Here is a 17830-nt window from a genome sequence, read left to right as displayed (position 1 = left end):
ATTGACGTGACTTACTCAATCGTTACTCTCCCGGCTTCATATTTCGCTGGGAGGGTGAAGATGAAGTTCGTATCGATACTTTCCGCCTTGGCTGTCGCGGCGGTTTCATCTCCGGCCGTGGCAGTACCGATCGATGGTTTTTTTATCGCACAACAGGCCTGCCCGGCCTTTCAGTCATTCCGCAACCAGACCAATCCTGGCGGCATTCTCGTCGAACCGGGCCGTGCCTATGAACTCATCGAGATCAACCGGCCGGATGGTCCGTCCCACTATCGAATGATCATTCCGGGCGTCGCGCCGCAGGAACGCTGGGTTGCCGTTGGCTGTGGCGTCAGGACCGTCGAAGCGCCGGACCAACCGACCCCGACCCCAGACGATGACGGCAATGTCGACGTCGGCGACGCCGGTCTGCCGGCCGGTTCGGACATCTACATGCTGGCCGCCAGCTGGCAGCCGGGCTTCTGCGAGACGCAGCCCGACAAGGTCGAATGCCTCAACCAGGGTGAGGATCGGTTCGACGCGAGCCATTTCGCGCTGCACGGCCTCTGGCCGCAGCCGCAAGGCCGCGAATATTGCGTCGGTGTCACCCCGGAGATGAAGGCCAACGACAAGCCGGCAACCTGGCGCCTCCTGCCGGCCGTGGTGATCCCGGCCGAACTGATGGATCGGCTGAAGGTCGTCATGCCGGGCACGGCGTCCTTCCTCGAACGCCACGAGTGGCTGGTCCACGGCACCTGCTACAAGGAGCCGATGGAGAGCTATTTCGCCGAAACCCTGGCGCTGATGGAAGATCTCAACGCATCTTCGCTCGTCGGCTTCATGGTCGACAACATCGACAATTCGGTTACCCCGGCGCAGATCCGGGCTGCGGTGGATGCCGCCTTCGGGCCCGGTGCTGGCGACCGTGTCGAGATCAACTGCAAGAAGGAGCAGGCGGGCAACCGCATGGTGCTCACCGAACTGCAGATCTCACTTGCCGGCGTGATCACTCCCGACAGCGACCTCGGGAGCCTCATTCACGACGGTGCGTCGCAAGGCGCCGGCAACTGCCCCGGCGTCATCATCGATCGCGCCGGACTCTGACGGAGGTGGGCGGCCTCAGCGCTGCCCATCCTCTTCGTGGGACCGCCATATCTTCCGCGCTCCGATCAATTGTTCTTAACCGAATCAGTTCACCTCGCCGCAAGGCGGCCGCACTAAGGTTCCGGCATCACGACCGGAGCCTCACGCATGCCAGCCGACCTTGCCCTCGACATTTCCGGGCTCAAGAAGAGCTTTGACCGGCCGGTCGTCATCGACCTGGAGCTCAAGGTGAAGGCCGGCGAGTTCTACGCCCTGCTCGGCCCCAACGGTGCCGGCAAGACCACCATCCTCCGCATGGTCGCCGGGCTACTGAAGCCGGAAGCAGGCTCCATCTCGGTCTATGGCATCGACGCTGCCAAGGACCCGATCGCCGCCAAATCGATCGTCGCCTGGGTCTCCGACGAGCCGATGGTGTACGACCGCCTCACCCCGCTCGAATATCTCGAGTTCGTCGCTGGCCTCTGGCGCATCGATGCCCGCGAGGCCGAGCGTCATTCCAACGCGTTGATCGACTGGCTCGGCCTTCGCCCGCACGCCAATGAGCGCTGCGGCGGCTTCAGCAAGGGCATGCTGCAGAAGGTCGCCCTCGCCGGCGCACTGGTCCACGACCCGCGCCTGATCATCCTCGACGAGCCGCTCACCGGCCTCGACGCCGGCTCCGCCCGGCAGGTCAAGGACGTGCTGAAGCAGAAGGTGGCGTCCGGCGTAACCGTCATCATGACCACTCACATCCTCGAAGTCGCCGAGCGCATGGCCGAGCGGATCGGCGTCATCAATCACGGCCGCCTCGTCGCCGAAGGCACGCTCGCAGAACTGCGCGCCCGCATCGGCCGTGAGACCACGCTCGAAGAAATCTTCCTCGATCTGGTCGCCCAGAAGGAAGCCGACATGGCGGATGTCGCCGCCTGATGAGCACACCGGCCACGCTTTCCTGGTTCGCCGCCCACGAGTTCCGCCTCGCCTGGCGCGACTGGCTCGCCATGACCACCGGAGGCCGCAAAGTCCGCGGCGTCGTGCTGTTCGTCACGCTCGCCATGTTCTACCTCGGCCTGCACTGGCTCGCCTATGCGCTGCTCGCCCCCTGGATCGCCAAGGGCATCGTCGTCGACAAATCGACGCTGGTGCTGGTCACCGGCAGCGGCTTCCTGTTCTGGACCGTGATGCTGAGCCAGGCGCTGGAATCGGTGACCCGCGCCTATTACTCGCGCTCCGATCTCGACCTGATCCTCAGCTCCCCCGCATCCTCGGCCCGCGTCTTCGCCGTCCGCACCGGCGCCACCGCCTTCGGCACCGTGCTGCTGGCGTGCCTGCTCGCCAGCCCGATCATCAACGTGCTGGTCATCTACGGCGGTCCGAAGTGGCTCGCCGCCTATGGCGTACTGGCCGGCTTCGGCGCGATCTCGGCCGCCATCTCGGTGCTGGTCACCGTGGGCCTGTTCCGCAGCATCGGCCCCGCCCGCACCCGGCTGATCGCGCAGATCATTGCCGGTATCGTCGGCGCCGGCTTCGTCATCGGCATCCAGGCGGTCGCCATCCTCAGCTTCGGCAACATGAACCGCTTCTCGGTGCTGCAATCGCCCGAGTTCGTCGCCGGCACGCCGGAGCCGTCCAACCTCGTCTGGCTCCCCGCCAAAGCGGCGATGGGCGATCTCGGCGCCATGCTGCTGGTGTTGCTGCTCGGCCTAGGCGTCCTCGCCCTGGTCATCCGCATGACCTCCGGTGGCTTCGCCCAGCACGCCATCGCCGCCGCTGGTGTCTCCGCTACCCGCGTGCAGCAGACCGCCTCCACGCGACCATTCCGCAAGGCCTCGCAACGCCACGCCCTGCGTGTCAAGGAGTGGCGCCTGCTGCTGCGCGATCCGTGGCTGCTCAGCCAGACGCTGATGCAGATCCTCTATCTGTTCCCGCCGGCACTGTTCCTCTGGGTCTCCTACGGCCAGAGCGCCGGCACCTATGTCGTCGTCATCCCGGTGATCGTGATGGCCGCCGGCCAGCTCGCGGGCGGCCTCTCCTGGCTCGCCATCTCCGGCGAGGACGCGCACGACCTCGTCGTCACGGCACCGATCCATCCGCGCGCCGTGCTCGTCGCCAAGATCGAGGCGGTGCTCTGCTCCATCGCCGTGGTCTTTGCGCCCATCCTGCTGCTGGTCTGCATCGCCTCGCTGGAGCTCGCCTGGATCACTGCGATCTTCGTTGCCATCTCGGCCGGTTCCGCCACCGCCATCCAGCTGTGGTTCCGCGTGCCGATGCGCCGCGCCATGTTCCGCCGGCGCCAGGTCGCCTCGCGCACCGCCACCATCTCCGAGGCATTGAGCTCAATCATGTGGGCCGGCGCCGCCGTCCTCGCGGCGGGCAACCAGCTGCTGGCTATTCTGCCGGCCGGGCTTGCCGTCATCGTGCTGTTCGCCGCCTGGGGCCTCAGCCCCAAGGGTAAGCGGGTGGTCTAGATCGCTTCGCGATGGTCCGGCGCCAGGTAGGCAATCACCAGCGCCACCACCGCGGCGACAGCACCGATCGGCCCGAGATAGGCGATGCCGAAGCCCTCGAGCACCAGCCCGCCGACAAGTGCCGACAGCGCCCCGCCGACATTCATTGCCGTGAGGTTCAGCGACGCCGAAAGCGGCACCGCCGCCGGTGCCAGAGTGGCGAGCCGGTGCAGCTGCGGCGGGAAGAACCCCCACGAGACGACGCCATAGAGCACCATGTGGGCGAAGAACGCCGGCAACACCATCGCCCGTGGCAGCGTTGCCAGCACCGGAAGCGCAGCCAACAGCACGATCATCAGGCCGAGGATCACCAGCGTCGTCTGCTTGCCGCCGATCCGGTCAGCCATGCGCCCGCCGAAGTAGTTGCCGAGCATCGCGCCGATCCCGAACGCGAACATCACCAAGGGCAGCAGCACCCGGTCGAGGCCAAGCAAGTCGGTGGTCACCGGCGCCAGGTAGTTGAAGAAGGTGAAGCTCGCCAGCACCGTTACGCCTGAGGTGAGCAGCGTCAGCGGCACCCCCGGCACCTTCAGCACGCTCAGCCGCTCGCGGATGGTCCGCCGGTCACCGTGAATGTCGTCCGGCAGCTTCAGCCACATCGTCGCCGAGGCGATGATCGCGAGCATCCCGAGCCCGATATAGGCAGCTCGCCAGCCCAGGAACTGCGCCACCAGCGCCGAGGCCGGAGCGCCGATTGCCACCGCGATCGAGCCGCCCATCACCACCGTGGATATCGCCGTGCCACGCTTGCCCGGCGCTGCCAGCGCCACGGCCGTAGCTTGCGCCGTGGAAGTGAACAGCCCCGCCCCGAGCGCCAGGAGCGTACGCGCCAGCACCAGCAGCAGGAACCCCGGCAGTACCCCGAGCAACAGCGCCATCAGCCCGAACAGCAACTCCGCGCCGGCCACCACCGACCGCCGGTCGACATGCCCGAACACTGTCGAGAGCACCGGCGTGCCGATGCCGTAGGCGATGGAATAGCCGAAGATTAGATAGCCGGCTTGCGAGAGGCTGACGCCCGTCTCGGACGCGATGGCCGGCAACACGCTGACGATGAGCGAACTCTCGACGCTGCCGGCGAATGCGCCCAGCGCCAACCACAGCAGTCGCACGTCCATCGCCGAAGCCCCTCGCCCGACGATGGTTAGGAGAGCCCCCGGCACCGGTCAAGGCGCGGGGGCTAAGCCTTTCAGCCGAGCCGGGCCATCGGCTTCAGCCGAGCCGGGGCATCGGTACGACGCGTGGACGGCTCGCGACCAGGATGCCCAACGCAAGGGCCGGGAAGATCGCCGCTACCAACCCCAGGTCGCCGATCGGCAGGTGCTCGAGCACCACGCCGCCAACCAGCGCACCCAGCGCGGTCCCGAGATAGAGGAACGATGCATTGAGCGACAGCGCCAGCGGCGCCGATGTCGGCGACAGGGCAACCACTCGGCTCACCTGTCCCGGAACGAACATCCAGCCAGCGATGCCCCAGGCCACCATGAAGGCGAAGTAGGCCGGCATGACCACCGGCTGCGGCAACAGCGGAATGGCGCCGAGCAGCACCAGGAACACGATGTTCAGCACCGCGGCGATGGTCACCGTCGCCTGCGCCCCGATCCGGTCAGACAACTGCCCGCCCAGTGGGTTGCCGAGCGCCGCGCCGAGGCCATAGGCCAGCATCACGAAGGGCAGCAGCCCGGCGTCGAGCCCCATCAGCTTGGTGGTCACCGGCCCGAGGTAGATGAATGCGGCAAACGGGCCGGCCATGTAGAGCAGGATCGTCAGCAGCGCAGGCAGCAGGCCGGGCACGCTGAGCACCCCCAGCCGCTCGCCAAGCCCGCGCCGGTCGCCCTGTATGCCCTTGGGCAACATCATCCAGATCGCTGCCGCAGTCAGCACACCCACACCGGCAATGGCGAAATAGGTGCCGCGCCAGCCGGCAAAGCCTGAGAGGAACGCTCCGATCGGCGCGCCCAGCGCCACCGCCATCGTCGTGCCCGCAACCACCGTCGCCACCGCCCGCGCCCGCCGCTCGGGCGGAGCCAGTGTCACCGCCGCTGCTTGAGCCGTAGCGGCATAAAGGCCGGCCGATGCCGCGATGATCAATCGCGCGATCAACAGCATCGCATAGCCCTGCGAGATCGCCGCCAGCAGCGCGCCTGTCGCGAACACCAGCGCCACCACAGCGAGCAGCGGCCGCCGGTCGAACTTGCCGGTGAACGCCGAAAGCACCGGCGCTCCCACCGCGTAGGCAATGGCATAGGCGAAGACCAGATAACCCGCTTGCGTGATCGTCACGCCGCTATCGGCTGCGATGGCCGGCAGGAGCGTAGCGATGACGAAACCCTCGACGCCGACGGCAAAGGTGCCGAGCGCGAGCCAGATAAGCCGCGTGTCCATGTGACTTCCCTTAGTTCAATGATTGTTGAACAAATGAACCTCGGCCGGCCCCACGTCAACCCCTAGTTCAACGATCATTGAACTTTGACAGGAAATGGCATAGTTAAACGGCATGAGCACACAGCCGACTTTGCCGCATCCCGATGCCGATCAGATCACCCTTCCCAACGTGCTCACCGCACTGGGCGATGAGACGCGGCTCGCCATCATCGGCCATTTGTCGCGCTGCGAAGGCATCGGCATGACCTGCGGTCAGTTTACCGATCTCGCCAGCAAGACGTCGATTACCTACCACGTAGGCAAGCTGCGCGAGGCCGGAGTGGTCAATGTCACCCCCGAGGGTACGCGCCGCCGCGTCACCCTGCGCCGCACTGATCTCGACGCGCGCTTCCCCGGCTTCCTCGACTCGATCATCACCAGTACCCGTGATCTGCACATCGATGGATTCGAGGACGAACCGAATGAGCCGGCTGAGCTTTCGCGACGCGACCCCTGACGATCTCGGCTTCATCGTCCGGCTGATTGTCGACGACAATGTCGCGCCCAGTGCTGACCTACCCGACCAGCCACACCACCCACGCTACATCGCCGCGTTCGATGCCATCGCAACCGACCCCAACCAGCAGTTGGTGATCGCCGAGTTCGAGGGACAAGTAGTCGGCACCATGCAGCTGACCTACATCCCTGGCATCAACCGCCTCGGCGAGCTCCGCAGCCTCATCGAGGCCGTGCACATCGCCCCGACACATCGCAACCTGGGGCTGGGTGGCGAGATGATCGGTTGGGCCATCGAACAGGCGCGGGCTCGCGGTTGCGGTCTCGTCCAGCTCACCTCGAACAAGAAGCGGCTCGATGCCCACCGCTTCTACGAGCGGCTGGGTTTTTCCAAGAGCCACGAAGGTTTCAAGCTAGCGCTTTAGCGCTCGGTCGACCGCAGCACAACGGCGACGAGGTCGGGCTGCGCCCCGTCATCAGGCACGTCGTGCGGTCCGAAGCCCTCGGCCGAATTGACGTTCAGCGCCACGCCGGTGGTGCGGAAGCCCAGTACTTCCTCAAAGCCACCGCTCTCGCCATGTACCATCACCGGCGCCGAAGGGTCGAACGTCTCCAGCATGGCGATGACGTCGCCGACAGTCAGTCCCGTGAGCTGCGGCGCTTTGGGTTTGGCGCGTTTTTCCAACAGGTCGAGCACGGCAACCATCCATTTCGCAGCATCCAGGCAAAGGATGCACATCACGCGCGACCCGCCGCACCCCACAAATGCGGGGGGCAGCCATCTATGGACAGCATTGCTTCTACAGATACTGCAGGCGCGCCACGAGGTGGCCGAGCTCCGACTGCTTCCTGATTCCGAGCTTGTCGTAGACGGTTTTGAGTGTCGACCGCGCCGTGTGCTCGGAGATGCTCAGTTCAGCGGCAGCGCCACGCGGCGGGTGGCCGACGCCTACCAAAGCGGCAAGCTTGGCCTCGGCGCCGGTCAGGCCAAACAATTGCAGCATCTGCACCGCATCGCGCCGCTCCGGTTCACGCGTGTCGGCCAATAGCACCAGCGCACAATCCTTGCCGTGCTCACCATGCTCGAGCGGCAACACATAGGCCAGCAGGCGTCCGCCCCCAGCCCTCGTCAGCGCGATCGGCTCCGACACCCGCGGCCCTTTGCGCGCACAGCTCATCTTCAACGCATGGCCCAGTGCCTGCCGCTCCGCTGCCAGACCACTGAGCAGCGGCTCACCCGGCCGCGAACCATCCGGTCCGAGCAGGGCCCGTCCGCTGGCATTGGCCTCGATCAGCGTCCCATCCTGCCGCACCACTGCGGCGGCGCGGCCGGTATCCTCGATCAACCCCAGGAACACCGATGCCGCGTTGCCCGAGGTCGTGAGCCCCACCACCCGCGGCTCGCTCCAGATCGAGTTCACCCGCGATGCATCCAGCGCGAACACGTACTCAACCGGCCGCAGCGCCCGCATGTAGTCGGGCGCCGCATCGGTGATCTCCAGTGTCACGATCTCGGCATCCGCCAGATCCGCCACGGTCGAGTCGGCATGCTTGATCAAGCCGGCCTGCGTGATGCCTAGGAAGTTGTCGACACCCGACAGCCCCGCGCGAATCTCACCTGGCCGGATCGTCGCCCGCAGCCAGTCGACACCGCCGACCGAGGCGACGCCGTGCAGCAGGTCACCCTCCCGCCAGGTGTGCGCAGTGCCCTCCACCGTCGCGCCCGAATAGAACCGCCGCATCGTCGCGGCGCCCGGCTCATCCATGATGTTGCCCATCACGAACATGCCCTCGCCCACGTCGGAGCCGGCCAGCCCCTCGACCGACACGCCCACCAGCCCGCGCGTGTACGGCGCGATGCCATAGCCGGACGGCGCCTGGTAGATGCCGAGCACGCCGATACTGGCCGGCGATAGCACCAGCCCTTCGGGCAGGAACGGCCGCAGCGCCTCCGGATCGATCCGGAACCCCGCCCAGATCACGTCGACGGCAAGCTTGTGGAAGGGCGGGACGATGTCGGCAGCCGGACGCAAGGCTGCGGATGGCGTATCCATGTCCCTGAGGGACTTGCGTACCTTATCGCCGAGCATCGGCGTTCCCGGGCCGTATCAAGACAACTCGATCCACGTGATCCAATCCGTACTTAACGTCCCGCGCCGGCTTGGCATGTAATCGATCTCATAGATTCTAGTGAGATCGAAGTGCCGGATCAATCCGGTTCATTTCTCCACCGCGCCGAGCCGAACCAGCACCTCTTGCGGGATGCCGTAGTGACGGATGGCGTCCCTTTGGTCGCGCATGCCGCAGGCTTCGCGCTGCACGAAGAACTTCCACACGTCTCGCGCCGCGGCCTTGACCAGAACCATGCGCTCATCCGCAGTGCCGGGAGCGGCGTCGAACGCCCTCAGCGCCGCCATGGCCTTCTCCACCTGCCGCCCATAGTGGCCCAGCGACGATGCCTTCTCGGCCAACACCTCGCTCTCGATTGGACCAAATCCGCTGGTAAGGCGTTGGCGGAGTTCAAGAAGATCGGCTGCGCTGAGGCTCATCCCGCAAAGCTAGGAAACGCGACCGGCGGCTGCAACCCCCGCCCTTCCCCAAACCCGTTCGGCCACGCTAGAAGCAACGGATGACCAGCCATCTCTCGCGCTCCACCGCCACCTTCATCGGCTTCGCCGCCGTCATGCTCTGGTCGCTGCTGGCCTTTTTCACCGCCGCCAGCGGCGCCATGCCGGCCTTCCAACTCACTGCGGTCACCTTCGCTATCGGCGGGCTGTCGCTGCTGGTGCTGCGCCCCGGCGCCATCAAAGCGATGCGCCAGCCGCTGCCGGTCTGGCTGCTCGGGGTGGTCGGCCTCTTCGGCTACCACTTCTGCTATTTCTTCGCGCTCAGGAACGCGCCGCCGGTCGAGGCCGGGCTGATCAACTACCTCTGGCCGCTGCTGATCGTGGTGTTCTCCGCCCTCCTCCCCGGTGAACGGCTGAAGTGGCAGCACGTCGCCGGCTGCGCCCTGGCGCTCAGCGGCGCGGTCCTCGTCGTCACCCGCGGCCAGGGCTTTGGCTTCGATCCGCAATATGCCGTCGGCTATGCCGCTGCGCTCTGCGCCGCCCTCATCTGGTCGGCCTATTCGGTGCTGTCGCGCCGCTTCGCCGCCGTCAGCAGCGATGCCATCGCCGGCTTCTGCCTCGTCACTGCCGTCCTCGCCGCCGTCTGCCACCTGCTCCTCGAGCAGACCATCTGGCCCACCGACCTCTGGCAATGGGCTGCGCTGATCGGGCTCGGCCTCGGCCCGGTCGGGCTCGCCTTCTATGTCTGGGACATCGGGGTGAAGCGCGGCGACATCCAGGTGCTCGGCGCCGCCTCCTACTCCGCGCCCCTGCTCTCCACCCTGATCCTGATCCTCACTGGCTACGCGACCTACAGCCACATGATCCTGATCGCCTGCTTGCTGATCACCGCTGGCGCCGTCCTCGCCGCCAAGGACCTGCTGTTCCGCCGCCGCATCGCGGTTGCCGAATAGAAAAGGCCGGGATCGCTCCCGGCCTTCATGCTTCACACCAGCGCAGACTTCAGAACAGGAACGCCGCCGTCGCCGGGTCCGACCCGACGCGGCCGCTGCCCTTGTTCAGGCCATTGATCTTCGCCATGTCGTCGGCATCGAGCTCGAAGCCGAACACGTCGAAATTCTCGGCGATGCGCTCCTTGTGCGTCGACTTCGGGATGACGATCAGCCCCTCCTGCAGGTGCCAGCGGATGATCGTCTGCGCGATCGACTTGCCGTGCTTCTTGGCGATCGTGCCCACCGTCGCATCGTCGAGCATGCGGCCCGAGCCCAGCGGGCTCCAGCTCTCGATGATGATGTTGTTGGCCTTGTGAAAGTCGCGCTTGTCGCGCTGCTGGAACCGCGGATGCAGCTCAATCTGGTTGACCACAGGGGTCTCGCCGGTTTCGGCGATGATGCGCTCGAGGTGATCCTGGTTGAAGTTCGACACGCCGATCGAGCGGATCCGCCCCTGCGTCTTCAGCTCCACCAGCGTCTTCCACGCCTCGACATACTTGTCCTGGCTGGGCACCGGCCAGTGGATCAGGAACAGGTCGAGCTGGTCGATCCCCAGCGCCTTCATGGTGGCATCGAAGCTCTTCAGCGCCAGGTCGCGCGCATGCCCGCCATTGCGGAGCTTCGAGGTGATGAACAGCTGATCGCGAGGCACGCTGGAGCGCTTGATCGCCTCGCCCACGCCCTCTTCGTTGTTGTAGCCCTCGGCCGTGTCGATGGACCGGTAGCCGGCATCGATAGCGTCCGTGACGACGCGCGCGGTGATCGCCGGATCGACCTGCCACACACCCAGCCCCAGTTGCGGGATGGAATTGCCGTCGCGAAGTTTGATGGATGGAACCGATGCCATTTACTGCCTCCGAGTATTATCGATGAGACAAGCCGGCCGCAGGACGTGACGCTTAGGGCGGACGGCGATGTCTGGTGTGCGGCGGTACAATGCCGCCGGTGGGGAAAGGTTCAGGCGCCGCGGATCCAAGCCCGAGCAGACGCCTTCATCGTTCATAGACGATATCGCCTCCAGCGTCATCTGCCGGTGCTTCCGGAAAGCTAAGAACGGGTCGTTTCGCCCGTTCGATCAAATGCGCTGTATCGCAGTTGACTCCCCGCCCGCCTTCAACGGTTAATTGCTCACGAGGGCAACCGTGATGGACGACGGAATTCGGAGCTTGCACACGTCTGACCAACCCGGCTCGGAGGGGTTAGGCCAGCGCCTGAACAGCTGGAAGGAGATCGCCGCCTTCTTCGGCAAGGACGAGCGCACGGTGAAGCGCTGGGAAACCATCCGCGGCCTGCCGGTGCGCCGAGTGCCTGGCGGCACCAGAACCTCGGTCTTTGCCTATGTGAACGAACTCGAGGCCTGGCTGAGCGCCCCGCGTCCGATGGCCATCGTGGCAGGTCCCATCGAGGCGACGTCGGCGCCAACCCGCCGGCGGTTGTTCCTGCCCATCGCCGCAGTGATGGCGATCCTCGGCCTCATCATTATCGGCTTGGTCGCCACCACCCCATCCCGGCCTGATGCAGCGCCGCCCATCCCGGCCGAGGCTCGCGCCCTCTATGACGAGGGCGTCATCGCCTGGACCAGCCGCACCGCTTCCGGCTTTGCCATCGCCATTGAGAAGTTCGATGCAGCGTTGGCGATCGCACCCGGCTATGCCCGCGCCGAGGTCGGCCTCGCCAACGTTTACAACCTCATCAGTCAGTACACCTCGGCGCCCGCGCCGGAGGCCTACGCCAAGGCCAAGGCCGCCGCCGAGCGTGCCATCGCGCTCGATCCCGCTTTGGCCGAGGCCTATGCCGCCCTCGGCTTCAACGCCTTTTACGGTGAGCACCAATTCGCCCGTTCTGCCGAACTGTTCGAAAAGTCGCTTGCGCTCATGCCGGACAACGCCCAGGCGCTGCACTGGTACGCGCTGACCTCGATGCACATGGGCAAGTTCGAGCGCCCGCGCGAACTGATCGACCGCGCCCTTGCCCTGCAGCCGGACTCGCGCTCCGTCCGCGCCAATGCCGCGCTGATCCACTACTACGCCGGCGACACCCAGGCGGCGATCGCCATGCTCGAGCAACTGCGCCAGGCCAATCCCGACTACCTCGCAGTGCCCGCCTATCTCGCGACCATCTATCTCGACCAGCATCGCTACGCGGAGTTCCTCGACAACTACGAGATCGCTGCCCAGGTCGAAGGCAGTGCCGCCCGGCAGTTGATCGCCAAAACCGCGCGCCAGGCCCTGCCGTCCGGCCGCGAAGCCATGCTCACCGCGATGCTCGTCGAGCAGAAGCGCCAGTTCCAGGCCGAGCGCGAGCAGGCCTACAAGGTCGCCGCCACAGCCGCGCTGCTCGGCGACAAGGACGAGGCACTCAGCTACCTCGAGACCTCTGTCGAGCGCGGCGAAACTATTGGCCTGCTGGTCGAGCCGGAATTCCGCAGCCTGCGCAACGAGCCACGTTTTGCCGCCCTGCTCGCCCGCCTTGGCCTGCCGCTCCCCTAGATCTTCACCAACGCCCCGGTGACATACATCACGGCGCCGCCGGCGATCAGGCCGCCAATCACCGCCGGGGTGAACCAGGTCCCCGCCTTGCCCGCATTGCTGCGCACCAGGTATGCGCCGACCTCGATGATCACCTGCAGGATCGCGCCCGCTCCCACACCAAGCGCCAGTGCCGTCCATTGCGGCGCCGTGGCCAGGCTGCCGATCCAGAGGCCGACCACCGCAGGCCCGCCCGCCAGCACCGCCAGCGCCGCGAACGACCACAGCGGCACCTTCTCCTTCAGGATCGGCGCTGCGATGCCGATGCCTTCTGTGACGTTGTGCAAGGTGAACCCGGCGATCAGGAACAGGCCCAGCCCGGCCGCGCCGGACGCGAATGCCGCCCCGATTGCAAGGCCTTCGCCAAAGTTGTGCAGCCCGATGCCGAGCGCGATGAAGAACGCCAGTTGCACCCCGCTCGGTGCCCCGCGCCAGCGCCCTGCGGCCATCAGCACCAGGAAGCTCGCTGCTCCGGCCAGCACCACCAGCGCCGGCCCCTGGAACATCGCGGCGGCCTCGCCGGCCACCTCGAGCGCCTCACTGCTCATGTCGACCAGCAGGAACCCCAGCAACCCAACCGTCAGCGCCAGGAGGAAGTTCATGCCCTCACGGCCGATGCCGCGCAGGGCGGGATAGAACATCAGCCCCACACTTACCGGCAGCAGCCCGACGATGAGACCGATGATCGCCTGTGCGCCCAGTGCCGTAGCAGTAGGCTGCGGCGTCGGCACCGCCACCGCGATCTCATGATCGAACGTCGCCCCGGTATCGGTGACGAACCGCACTGCGTGCGCCTCGCCCAGCACCCACGGATAGGCGAGCGATACCCAGGCGGTGGTGCCGCGCGGCAGCGGTCCGGGCGGGTCCTGCGCGAATACCCAATAGGCGTCGTCCACCTGCACCTGCGCGATCCGCATGTCAGTCGAGCCGCCGGCCCGCACCTGCAGCTTGACCCCGCTGCTGTCCAGCACCGTCCGCTCCACGGTCAGCCCCTCGACCGGCGGCGCGCCGTTGTCGAAGCTCCTCAGTGGGTCGGCAACGAACACCCAGGCCAGCGCTGCCGTCAGCGCCAGCATTGGCAGCAACACCCACAGCAGCCGCGTCCAGCCGGACGGCTTCGGCACAACATCGACGGTCTGGGCAGCATCGCTCATCTCAGGCCTCCACCACGTCGAACATGCCCATCCAGCCGAGCTCCGTGAACTCGGTCTGGTGCGCGTGGAACATGTATTGGCCGGGCTCGTGCCTGGCATAGCTGAACTCCAGAATGCCGCGCTGCGCCTGGCACTGCGTGATCAGGTCCACGGTCCTGAGCGTCGGCGAAAGGTTCGTGCCCGTATCGTAGTAGTCGAAGAAGTTCGCGTGCAGGTGGAACGAATTGATCGGGTCGAACTCGGTCACGTTGACCAGATAGATCCGCACCGGCCGGCTCTTCTCGATCCGGATCGGCACCTTGGCGTAGGCATGGGCGATCGAGTTGACGGCGTAGAACTCGTTCTCGCTATCGAAATTGGTGTCGAAGGCGTTCATCACCATCACCAGTTCCTGCCAGCGTGCGTTCTCCGGCGTCCCCAGCAGACGCGACTTCGCCACCTCGGCCGCCTCCGGATGCACCGCCGGATCGGGGTCGATGACGAACGCGCCGTACATGCCCTTGTGCATGTGCCGCCGCAGCGGCAAGGCGTGACAGTGATAGAGGTGGCAGCCAAATGGAAAGGCGTCGAACTCGTAGACGAACGTCTCGCCGGGATTGATCAGCCCAGCCCCGGGCACCCCGTCCATCCTCGCCGAATGGATGCCGTGGAAATGCATCGAGTGCGGGTGCGAGCCGAAATTCTTGAAGGTGATCTGAAGCCGATCCCCCTCCTTGGCCCGGATCGCCGGCCCCGGCACACGGCCGTTATAGGTCCAGGCCGGGAACTTCACGCCCGGCGCAATCTCGATCTCCCTGTCGATCGCCTCGATCACGAAGCTGCGCAGCGTCCGCCCGTCGGAGAGACTCGAAACCGTGCCCGTGTCCCACTCGGTCAGCAGTTGCGTCGCGGTAAAGCCATTGGCGGCTTCATCGACGTCGCCCACCGTCATCATGTCGCCATGCGCCGAGTGCGCCCCGCCATAGGCGGCGTCGCTAGGCTCGGGCGCCACATCGGGGGTCGCCATGCCGGCGTGCCCCGTATGGCTCTCCTGCCCGAGCGCTCCCTTCAGCGCGACAGCCGTACCGCCGGCCGCCGCAAGGCTTGCCCACAACAAATCTCTGCGCCGCAGGGATGATTCCGACGCCAAGCCAGCCTCCAATTGCGAATGGTTCGCATTTGCGATGCTAACAGAACGCCAGAGCGCTGCAAGTGCATATCATTTGCAGGACTGCGAGCCGTAATCGGTGGGGTCTCAGCCCGCCCCTCAGCTATCGGTCCGAAGAGCTAGCTCGTGAGCGCCAAGCGTCAGATCACTCGTCCGGCGGGATCACCGTCACGTCGGTAATGCCGATCGTCTCCAACTGCGGCAGGATGGACTGCGGATCGCCCGCGATGACCACCACCGCACGCTCCAGCGACGCCATCGACTGCGCTGCCGCCTGCACCGCCGGCAGCTTCAGCGCCACGATCTCATCGAGCTTGCCGTTCAGTTCCTCCGCCGTCAGCCCCATGCCGGCGGCACTCATCACGAGCCCGAACAGCCCGCCCGACGTCTCAACCGAACCGGCTGTGCCTGCCGCCGTCGCCATCACCGTCCGCGCCAACTCCGCATCGGCCACCGGCACCGACGCCAGGCTGCCGAATCCCGCGATGATATCAGCCAGCGCCGGCCCCACCTTGTCCGCCTGCACCGCCGACGAGACCGTCAGCATGCCGCCCGTCGGGATGTTCGACCACACCGACGCATCGACGCCGTACGAATAGCCATGCGTCTCGCGCAGCACCTGGTTCAGCCGGCTGGTGAAATCCCCACCCAGCAACCGCGCCACCGCAATGGTCTCCACCAGTCCCGGATCGTTGAACGCTGGCGCCGGCCGCGCCAGGTAGATGATCGCCTGGCTGTCGCCGACGCTCGGCGCGATATAGACCTTGAGCCCCTCAGCGAACGCCGCCGACGGATGCGGCACTGGCTTCAGCCCGGCACTGTCATTGCTCCACGCGCCGAACGCCCGCTCGAGCTCTGGCTTCACCGCATCGAGCCCGATCGCGCCGACGCTGTAGATCGTCATCGTCTTGGGCGTGAAGAGCCTGAGGTGCATCGCCAGGGCTTCGTCGACCGTAAGCGCATCCACCGTCGCCGGCGTGGTCTCCAGCGCCGCCCGCCCTTCCGGGATCGGGAACGCCAGTTCCTCCATCGCGTAATAGGCAAGGCTGCCCGGATCCATCTTGCGATAGGCCAGCCCTTGCTGCACCTCGGCGCGCAGCGCCCCCCACTCGCTCGGCTCGAACCGCGGCCGCAACACCGCATCTGCCAACAGGTCGACGCCCGCCCCGAAATCCTCCGGCGGCACCGCCAGCACCACCGCGGTCTGCTGCATGTCTGCCTGGCCCGACAGGTCAGCGCCGATATCCTTGGCCGCCTTGCTGAACGCCTCGAAGCCGCGCTCGCCCGCCCCACGCGACATCATCATCGCAGTCAGTTCGACCAGCCCTTCCGTGCCCGGCTCGTCGCTGCCGCTGCCGCCAGTCACCGATGCCGCGACCAATACGCGCGGCGAGCCGGCAGTCTTGTAGTGCACCAGCCGGATGCCGTTCGACAGCGTCGCCGTCTCGATCGGCGGCAGTTCGGCCCGCCCAGGCTTACCCGCCGCCAGCATCGGCACATTGACCACGGGCCGCGGCGCCGCGGCAATCGGCTCAGCGGTGCCCGAACTCGCCTTCAGCACTGCCGGATAATCGCTGCGTGCACCTGGCGTGATGGTCAAGACGCTCAGCGCCTCCGGCACCACCAGCGCCCGAAACGCTGCTTCCACCTCCGCCGCCGTCAGCGTCAGCAGCTTCGGATCATCGCCCAGCCCAGGCGAATCCGCGCCATAAAGGTCGAAGCGCGTGGCCAGCGCCCGCGCCCGATCCAGCATCGACTCTGCGCTGAGCTGCCGGCCAAGCCGCAGCGACCGCCGCGCCCGCTCGATATCCGCCGCATCGAGTGTCGAGGCTGCAAACCCGGCCACGGACTTGCGCAGCGCCGCCTCCAGCACATCCGGCGCGACGCCCGGCGCCGCCGTTGCCGAAATCAGCAGCCGCCCGCCGAGGCGCCCGGGATCCCAGCCGGCACTCGCATTAATCGCGATCCCAGTGTTCACCAGTTCGCGCCGCAGCACGCCGTACTCGTAATTGCCCAACAGGTCCGTCGCTACGGTCAGCGCCACGCTCTGCGGTGCATCCACCCCCGGCCCCGCTACCGCCAGCACGACGATCGGCGATGGCAGCCTGTCGGTGAAATCCAGCCGCAACGCCACTGGCTTCGGCGCGCTCGCCGTCGGTACCGCCACGTCGGCGCCTCGCGGCACCAGCCCGAACGTCTCGGCGATCATCGCCTTCACAGCCTCGACGTCGAAATCTCCAGCCAGCGACAGCACCGCATTGTTGGGCACGTAATACGCATCGAAGAATGCCTTCACGTCCTCGAGCTTGGCCGCATCGACGTCGGCGATCGAGCCAATCACAGATTCCGCGTAGGGGTGCGGCTTGGGGAACAGCGCCGCCCGCAGCGCTTCCATTCCCGGCTGGCCGGCGCTGTCGAGCACGGTCTGCCGCATCTCGTTCTTCACCACGTCGCGCTGCAGGTCGAGCTCTCGCTGATCGACTGCGCGCCCGAGATTGGCCATCCGGTCGGCTTCCACCGACAGCAGCACCGGCAATGTCGAGGCCAGCGCATCATCGACATAGATCGTCCGGTCTTCCTCGGTGAAGGCGTTGTTCTGCACCCCGAGTGCCGAGTAGGTGTCGTCGATCCGCGGGTACTCCTCGGTGCCGCTGAACATCAGGTGCTCGAACAGATGCGCGAAGCCCGAGCGGCCCGTCGGCTCGTTCATGCCGCCGACCCCGTAGACCAGCGCCAGCCCCACCTTGGGCACCTTATGGTCCGGTGCCAGCAGGACTTCCAGCCCGTTGTCGAGCCGGTACTGCACCACCGGCGGCTGATCCTCGGCAGTCGAAGCTGCAGTCCCGGCCAGCACGAAACCGACAACAACGAGTAGCGAACCAATAAGGCGCATGCAGTAGATCCTGATGAAAAGCGCGCCATTCATGGCATCGCCGGCGGCCCCAGTCCACGCATACGTCTCGCATCGACGGGATGCGGCGCCCCCGAACGTG

16 protein-coding genes are annotated in these 17830 nt (G+C 66.3%); 7 read left to right on the top strand and 9 right to left on the bottom strand.

Features of this window, described 5'->3' with window-relative positions; genetic code table 11:
- Nucleotides 1-60: 60 nt before the first annotated feature.
- The 3 genes from AC1DV8_RS04815 (at nucleotide 61) to AC1DV8_RS04805 (ending at nucleotide 3530) form a co-directional block, all read left to right on the top strand.
- Nucleotides 61-1083 carry a ribonuclease T2 family protein gene (locus tag AC1DV8_RS04815; protein WP_477156668.1) on the top strand — a complete coding sequence of 341 codons (1023 nt, stop codon included), beginning with the start codon at nucleotides 61-63 and terminating at the stop codon, nucleotides 1081-1083.
- Between the two features lie 147 nt (nucleotides 1084-1230).
- On the top strand, nucleotides 1231-1992 hold the full coding sequence (locus AC1DV8_RS04810) for an ABC transporter ATP-binding protein (protein WP_477156667.1): 762 nt from the start codon (nucleotides 1231-1233) through the stop codon (nucleotides 1990-1992).
- Nucleotides 1992-3530 carry a permease gene (locus AC1DV8_RS04805; protein WP_477156666.1) on the top strand — a complete coding sequence of 513 codons (1539 nt, stop codon included), beginning with the start codon at nucleotides 1992-1994 and terminating at the stop codon, nucleotides 3528-3530. Before AC1DV8_RS04810 ends, AC1DV8_RS04805 begins: the two co-directional genes overlap by 1 nt.
- Here AC1DV8_RS04805 and AC1DV8_RS04800 read toward each other — a convergent pair.
- Together AC1DV8_RS04800 and AC1DV8_RS04795 are read right to left on the bottom strand one after the other, a co-directional pair.
- Nucleotides 3527-4687, bottom strand: coding sequence for an MFS transporter (locus AC1DV8_RS04800; protein WP_477156665.1), 1161 nt, complete (start codon nucleotides 4685-4687; stop codon nucleotides 3527-3529). The genes AC1DV8_RS04805 and AC1DV8_RS04800 overlap by 4 nt on opposite strands.
- Before the next feature lie 94 nt (nucleotides 4688-4781).
- Nucleotides 4782-5954, bottom strand: coding sequence for an MFS transporter (locus tag AC1DV8_RS04795; RefSeq protein ID WP_477156664.1), 1173 nt, complete (start codon nucleotides 5952-5954; stop codon nucleotides 4782-4784).
- 112 nt (nucleotides 5955-6066) lie between these two features.
- On the opposite strand from AC1DV8_RS04795, the gene AC1DV8_RS04790 reads away from it, so the two are divergent.
- Both AC1DV8_RS04790 and AC1DV8_RS04785 read left to right on the top strand, forming a co-directional pair.
- The gene (locus AC1DV8_RS04790) at nucleotides 6067-6450 is read left to right on the top strand and encodes an ArsR/SmtB family transcription factor (RefSeq protein WP_477148909.1); all 384 of its coding nucleotides are present in this window, start codon (nucleotides 6067-6069) and stop codon (nucleotides 6448-6450) included.
- Entirely contained in the window at nucleotides 6416-6874 is a 459-nt protein-coding gene (locus AC1DV8_RS04785; protein WP_477156663.1) for a GNAT family N-acetyltransferase, read from the top strand. Before AC1DV8_RS04790 ends, AC1DV8_RS04785 begins: the two co-directional genes overlap by 35 nt.
- Here AC1DV8_RS04785 and AC1DV8_RS04780 read toward each other — a convergent pair.
- From AC1DV8_RS04780 to AC1DV8_RS04770, 3 genes are all read right to left on the bottom strand, one after another.
- Complete coding sequence (locus AC1DV8_RS04780; protein WP_477156662.1) at nucleotides 6871-7146, bottom strand: hypothetical protein; 276 nt, start codon at nucleotides 7144-7146, stop codon at nucleotides 6871-6873. The two genes, AC1DV8_RS04785 and AC1DV8_RS04780, sit on opposite strands and share 4 nt — an antisense overlap.
- A 103-nt stretch (nucleotides 7147-7249) precedes the next feature.
- A complete protein-coding gene (locus AC1DV8_RS04775) occupies nucleotides 7250-8539 on the bottom strand; it encodes an acetoacetate decarboxylase family protein (protein ID WP_477156661.1) in 1290 nt (429 codons plus the stop codon).
- A gap of 129 nt (nucleotides 8540-8668) precedes the next feature.
- A complete protein-coding gene (locus AC1DV8_RS04770) occupies nucleotides 8669-8998 on the bottom strand; it encodes a DUF6665 family protein (RefSeq protein WP_477148905.1) in 330 nt (109 codons plus the stop codon).
- Between the two features lie 80 nt (nucleotides 8999-9078).
- Here AC1DV8_RS04770 and yddG point away from each other — a divergent pair, with 80 nt between their 5' ends.
- The gene (gene yddG / locus AC1DV8_RS04765) at nucleotides 9079-9969 is read left to right on the top strand and encodes an aromatic amino acid exporter YddG (protein WP_477148904.1); all 891 of its coding nucleotides are present in this window, start codon (nucleotides 9079-9081) and stop codon (nucleotides 9967-9969) included.
- Nucleotides 9970-10018: 49 nt separating this feature from the next.
- Here yddG and AC1DV8_RS04760 read toward each other — a convergent pair whose 3' ends face one another.
- Nucleotides 10019-10855 carry an aldo/keto reductase gene (locus AC1DV8_RS04760; protein WP_477156660.1) on the bottom strand — a complete coding sequence of 279 codons (837 nt, stop codon included), beginning with the start codon at nucleotides 10853-10855 and terminating at the stop codon, nucleotides 10019-10021.
- A gap of 319 nt (nucleotides 10856-11174) precedes the next feature.
- On the opposite strand from AC1DV8_RS04760, the gene AC1DV8_RS04755 reads away from it, so the two are divergent.
- Entirely contained in the window at nucleotides 11175-12497 is a 1323-nt protein-coding gene (locus AC1DV8_RS04755) for a tetratricopeptide repeat protein (RefSeq protein WP_477156659.1), read from the top strand.
- Here AC1DV8_RS04755 and AC1DV8_RS04750 read toward each other — a convergent pair.
- The 3 genes from AC1DV8_RS04750 to AC1DV8_RS04740 all read right to left on the bottom strand — a co-directional run bounded on the left by AC1DV8_RS04750 (nucleotide 12494) and on the right by AC1DV8_RS04740 (nucleotide 17730).
- Nucleotides 12494-13690 carry a ZIP family metal transporter gene (locus AC1DV8_RS04750; RefSeq protein WP_477156658.1) on the bottom strand — a complete coding sequence of 399 codons (1197 nt, stop codon included), beginning with the start codon at nucleotides 13688-13690 and terminating at the stop codon, nucleotides 12494-12496. The two genes, AC1DV8_RS04755 and AC1DV8_RS04750, sit on opposite strands and share 4 nt — an antisense overlap.
- Nucleotide 13691: 1 nt before the next feature.
- Nucleotides 13692-14783, bottom strand: coding sequence for a multicopper oxidase domain-containing protein (locus tag AC1DV8_RS04745; RefSeq protein WP_477156657.1), 1092 nt, complete (start codon nucleotides 14781-14783; stop codon nucleotides 13692-13694).
- A 199-nt stretch (nucleotides 14784-14982) separates the two neighbouring features.
- On the bottom strand, nucleotides 14983-17730 hold the full coding sequence (locus AC1DV8_RS04740; RefSeq protein ID WP_477156656.1) for a M16 family metallopeptidase: 2748 nt from the start codon (nucleotides 17728-17730) through the stop codon (nucleotides 14983-14985).
- Nucleotides 17731-17830: the final 100 nt, after the last annotated feature.

Source organism: Devosia sp. P3_B2 (genome assembly GCF_056402875.1).
This window is presented reverse-complemented; position numbering and strand designations above follow the sequence as displayed.

Bases quoted from the DNA above. Each gene is read 5' to 3' on its own strand.
- AC1DV8_RS04805 (WP_477156666.1), top strand. From the start codon at position 1,992: ATGAGCACACCGGCCACGCTTTCCTGGTTCGCCGCCCACGAGTTCCGC.
- AC1DV8_RS04795 (WP_477156664.1), bottom strand. From the start codon at position 5,954: ATGGACACGCGGCTTATCTGGCTCGCGCTCGGCACCTTTGCCGTCGGC.
- AC1DV8_RS04785 (WP_477156663.1), top strand. From the start codon at position 6,416: ATGAGCCGGCTGAGCTTTCGCGACGCGACCCCTGACGATCTCGGCTTC.
- AC1DV8_RS04740 (WP_477156656.1), bottom strand. From the start codon at position 17,730: ATGCGCCTTATTGGTTCGCTACTCGTTGTTGTCGGTTTCGTGCTGGCC.
- AC1DV8_RS04800 (WP_477156665.1), bottom strand. From the start codon at position 4,687: ATGGACGTGCGACTGCTGTGGTTGGCGCTGGGCGCATTCGCCGGCAGC.
- yddG (WP_477148904.1), top strand. From the start codon at position 9,079: ATGACCAGCCATCTCTCGCGCTCCACCGCCACCTTCATCGGCTTCGCC.
- AC1DV8_RS04770 (WP_477148905.1), bottom strand. From the start codon at position 8,998: ATGAGCCTCAGCGCAGCCGATCTTCTTGAACTCCGCCAACGCCTTACC.
- AC1DV8_RS04815 (WP_477156668.1), top strand. From the start codon at position 61: ATGAAGTTCGTATCGATACTTTCCGCCTTGGCTGTCGCGGCGGTTTCA.
- AC1DV8_RS04810 (WP_477156667.1), top strand. From the start codon at position 1,231: ATGCCAGCCGACCTTGCCCTCGACATTTCCGGGCTCAAGAAGAGCTTT.
- AC1DV8_RS04775 (WP_477156661.1), bottom strand. From the start codon at position 8,539: ATGCTCGGCGATAAGGTACGCAAGTCCCTCAGGGACATGGATACGCCA.
- AC1DV8_RS04750 (WP_477156658.1), bottom strand. From the start codon at position 13,690: ATGAGCGATGCTGCCCAGACCGTCGATGTTGTGCCGAAGCCGTCCGGC.
- AC1DV8_RS04790 (WP_477148909.1), top strand. From the start codon at position 6,067: ATGAGCACACAGCCGACTTTGCCGCATCCCGATGCCGATCAGATCACC.
- AC1DV8_RS04760 (WP_477156660.1), bottom strand. From the start codon at position 10,855: ATGGCATCGGTTCCATCCATCAAACTTCGCGACGGCAATTCCATCCCG.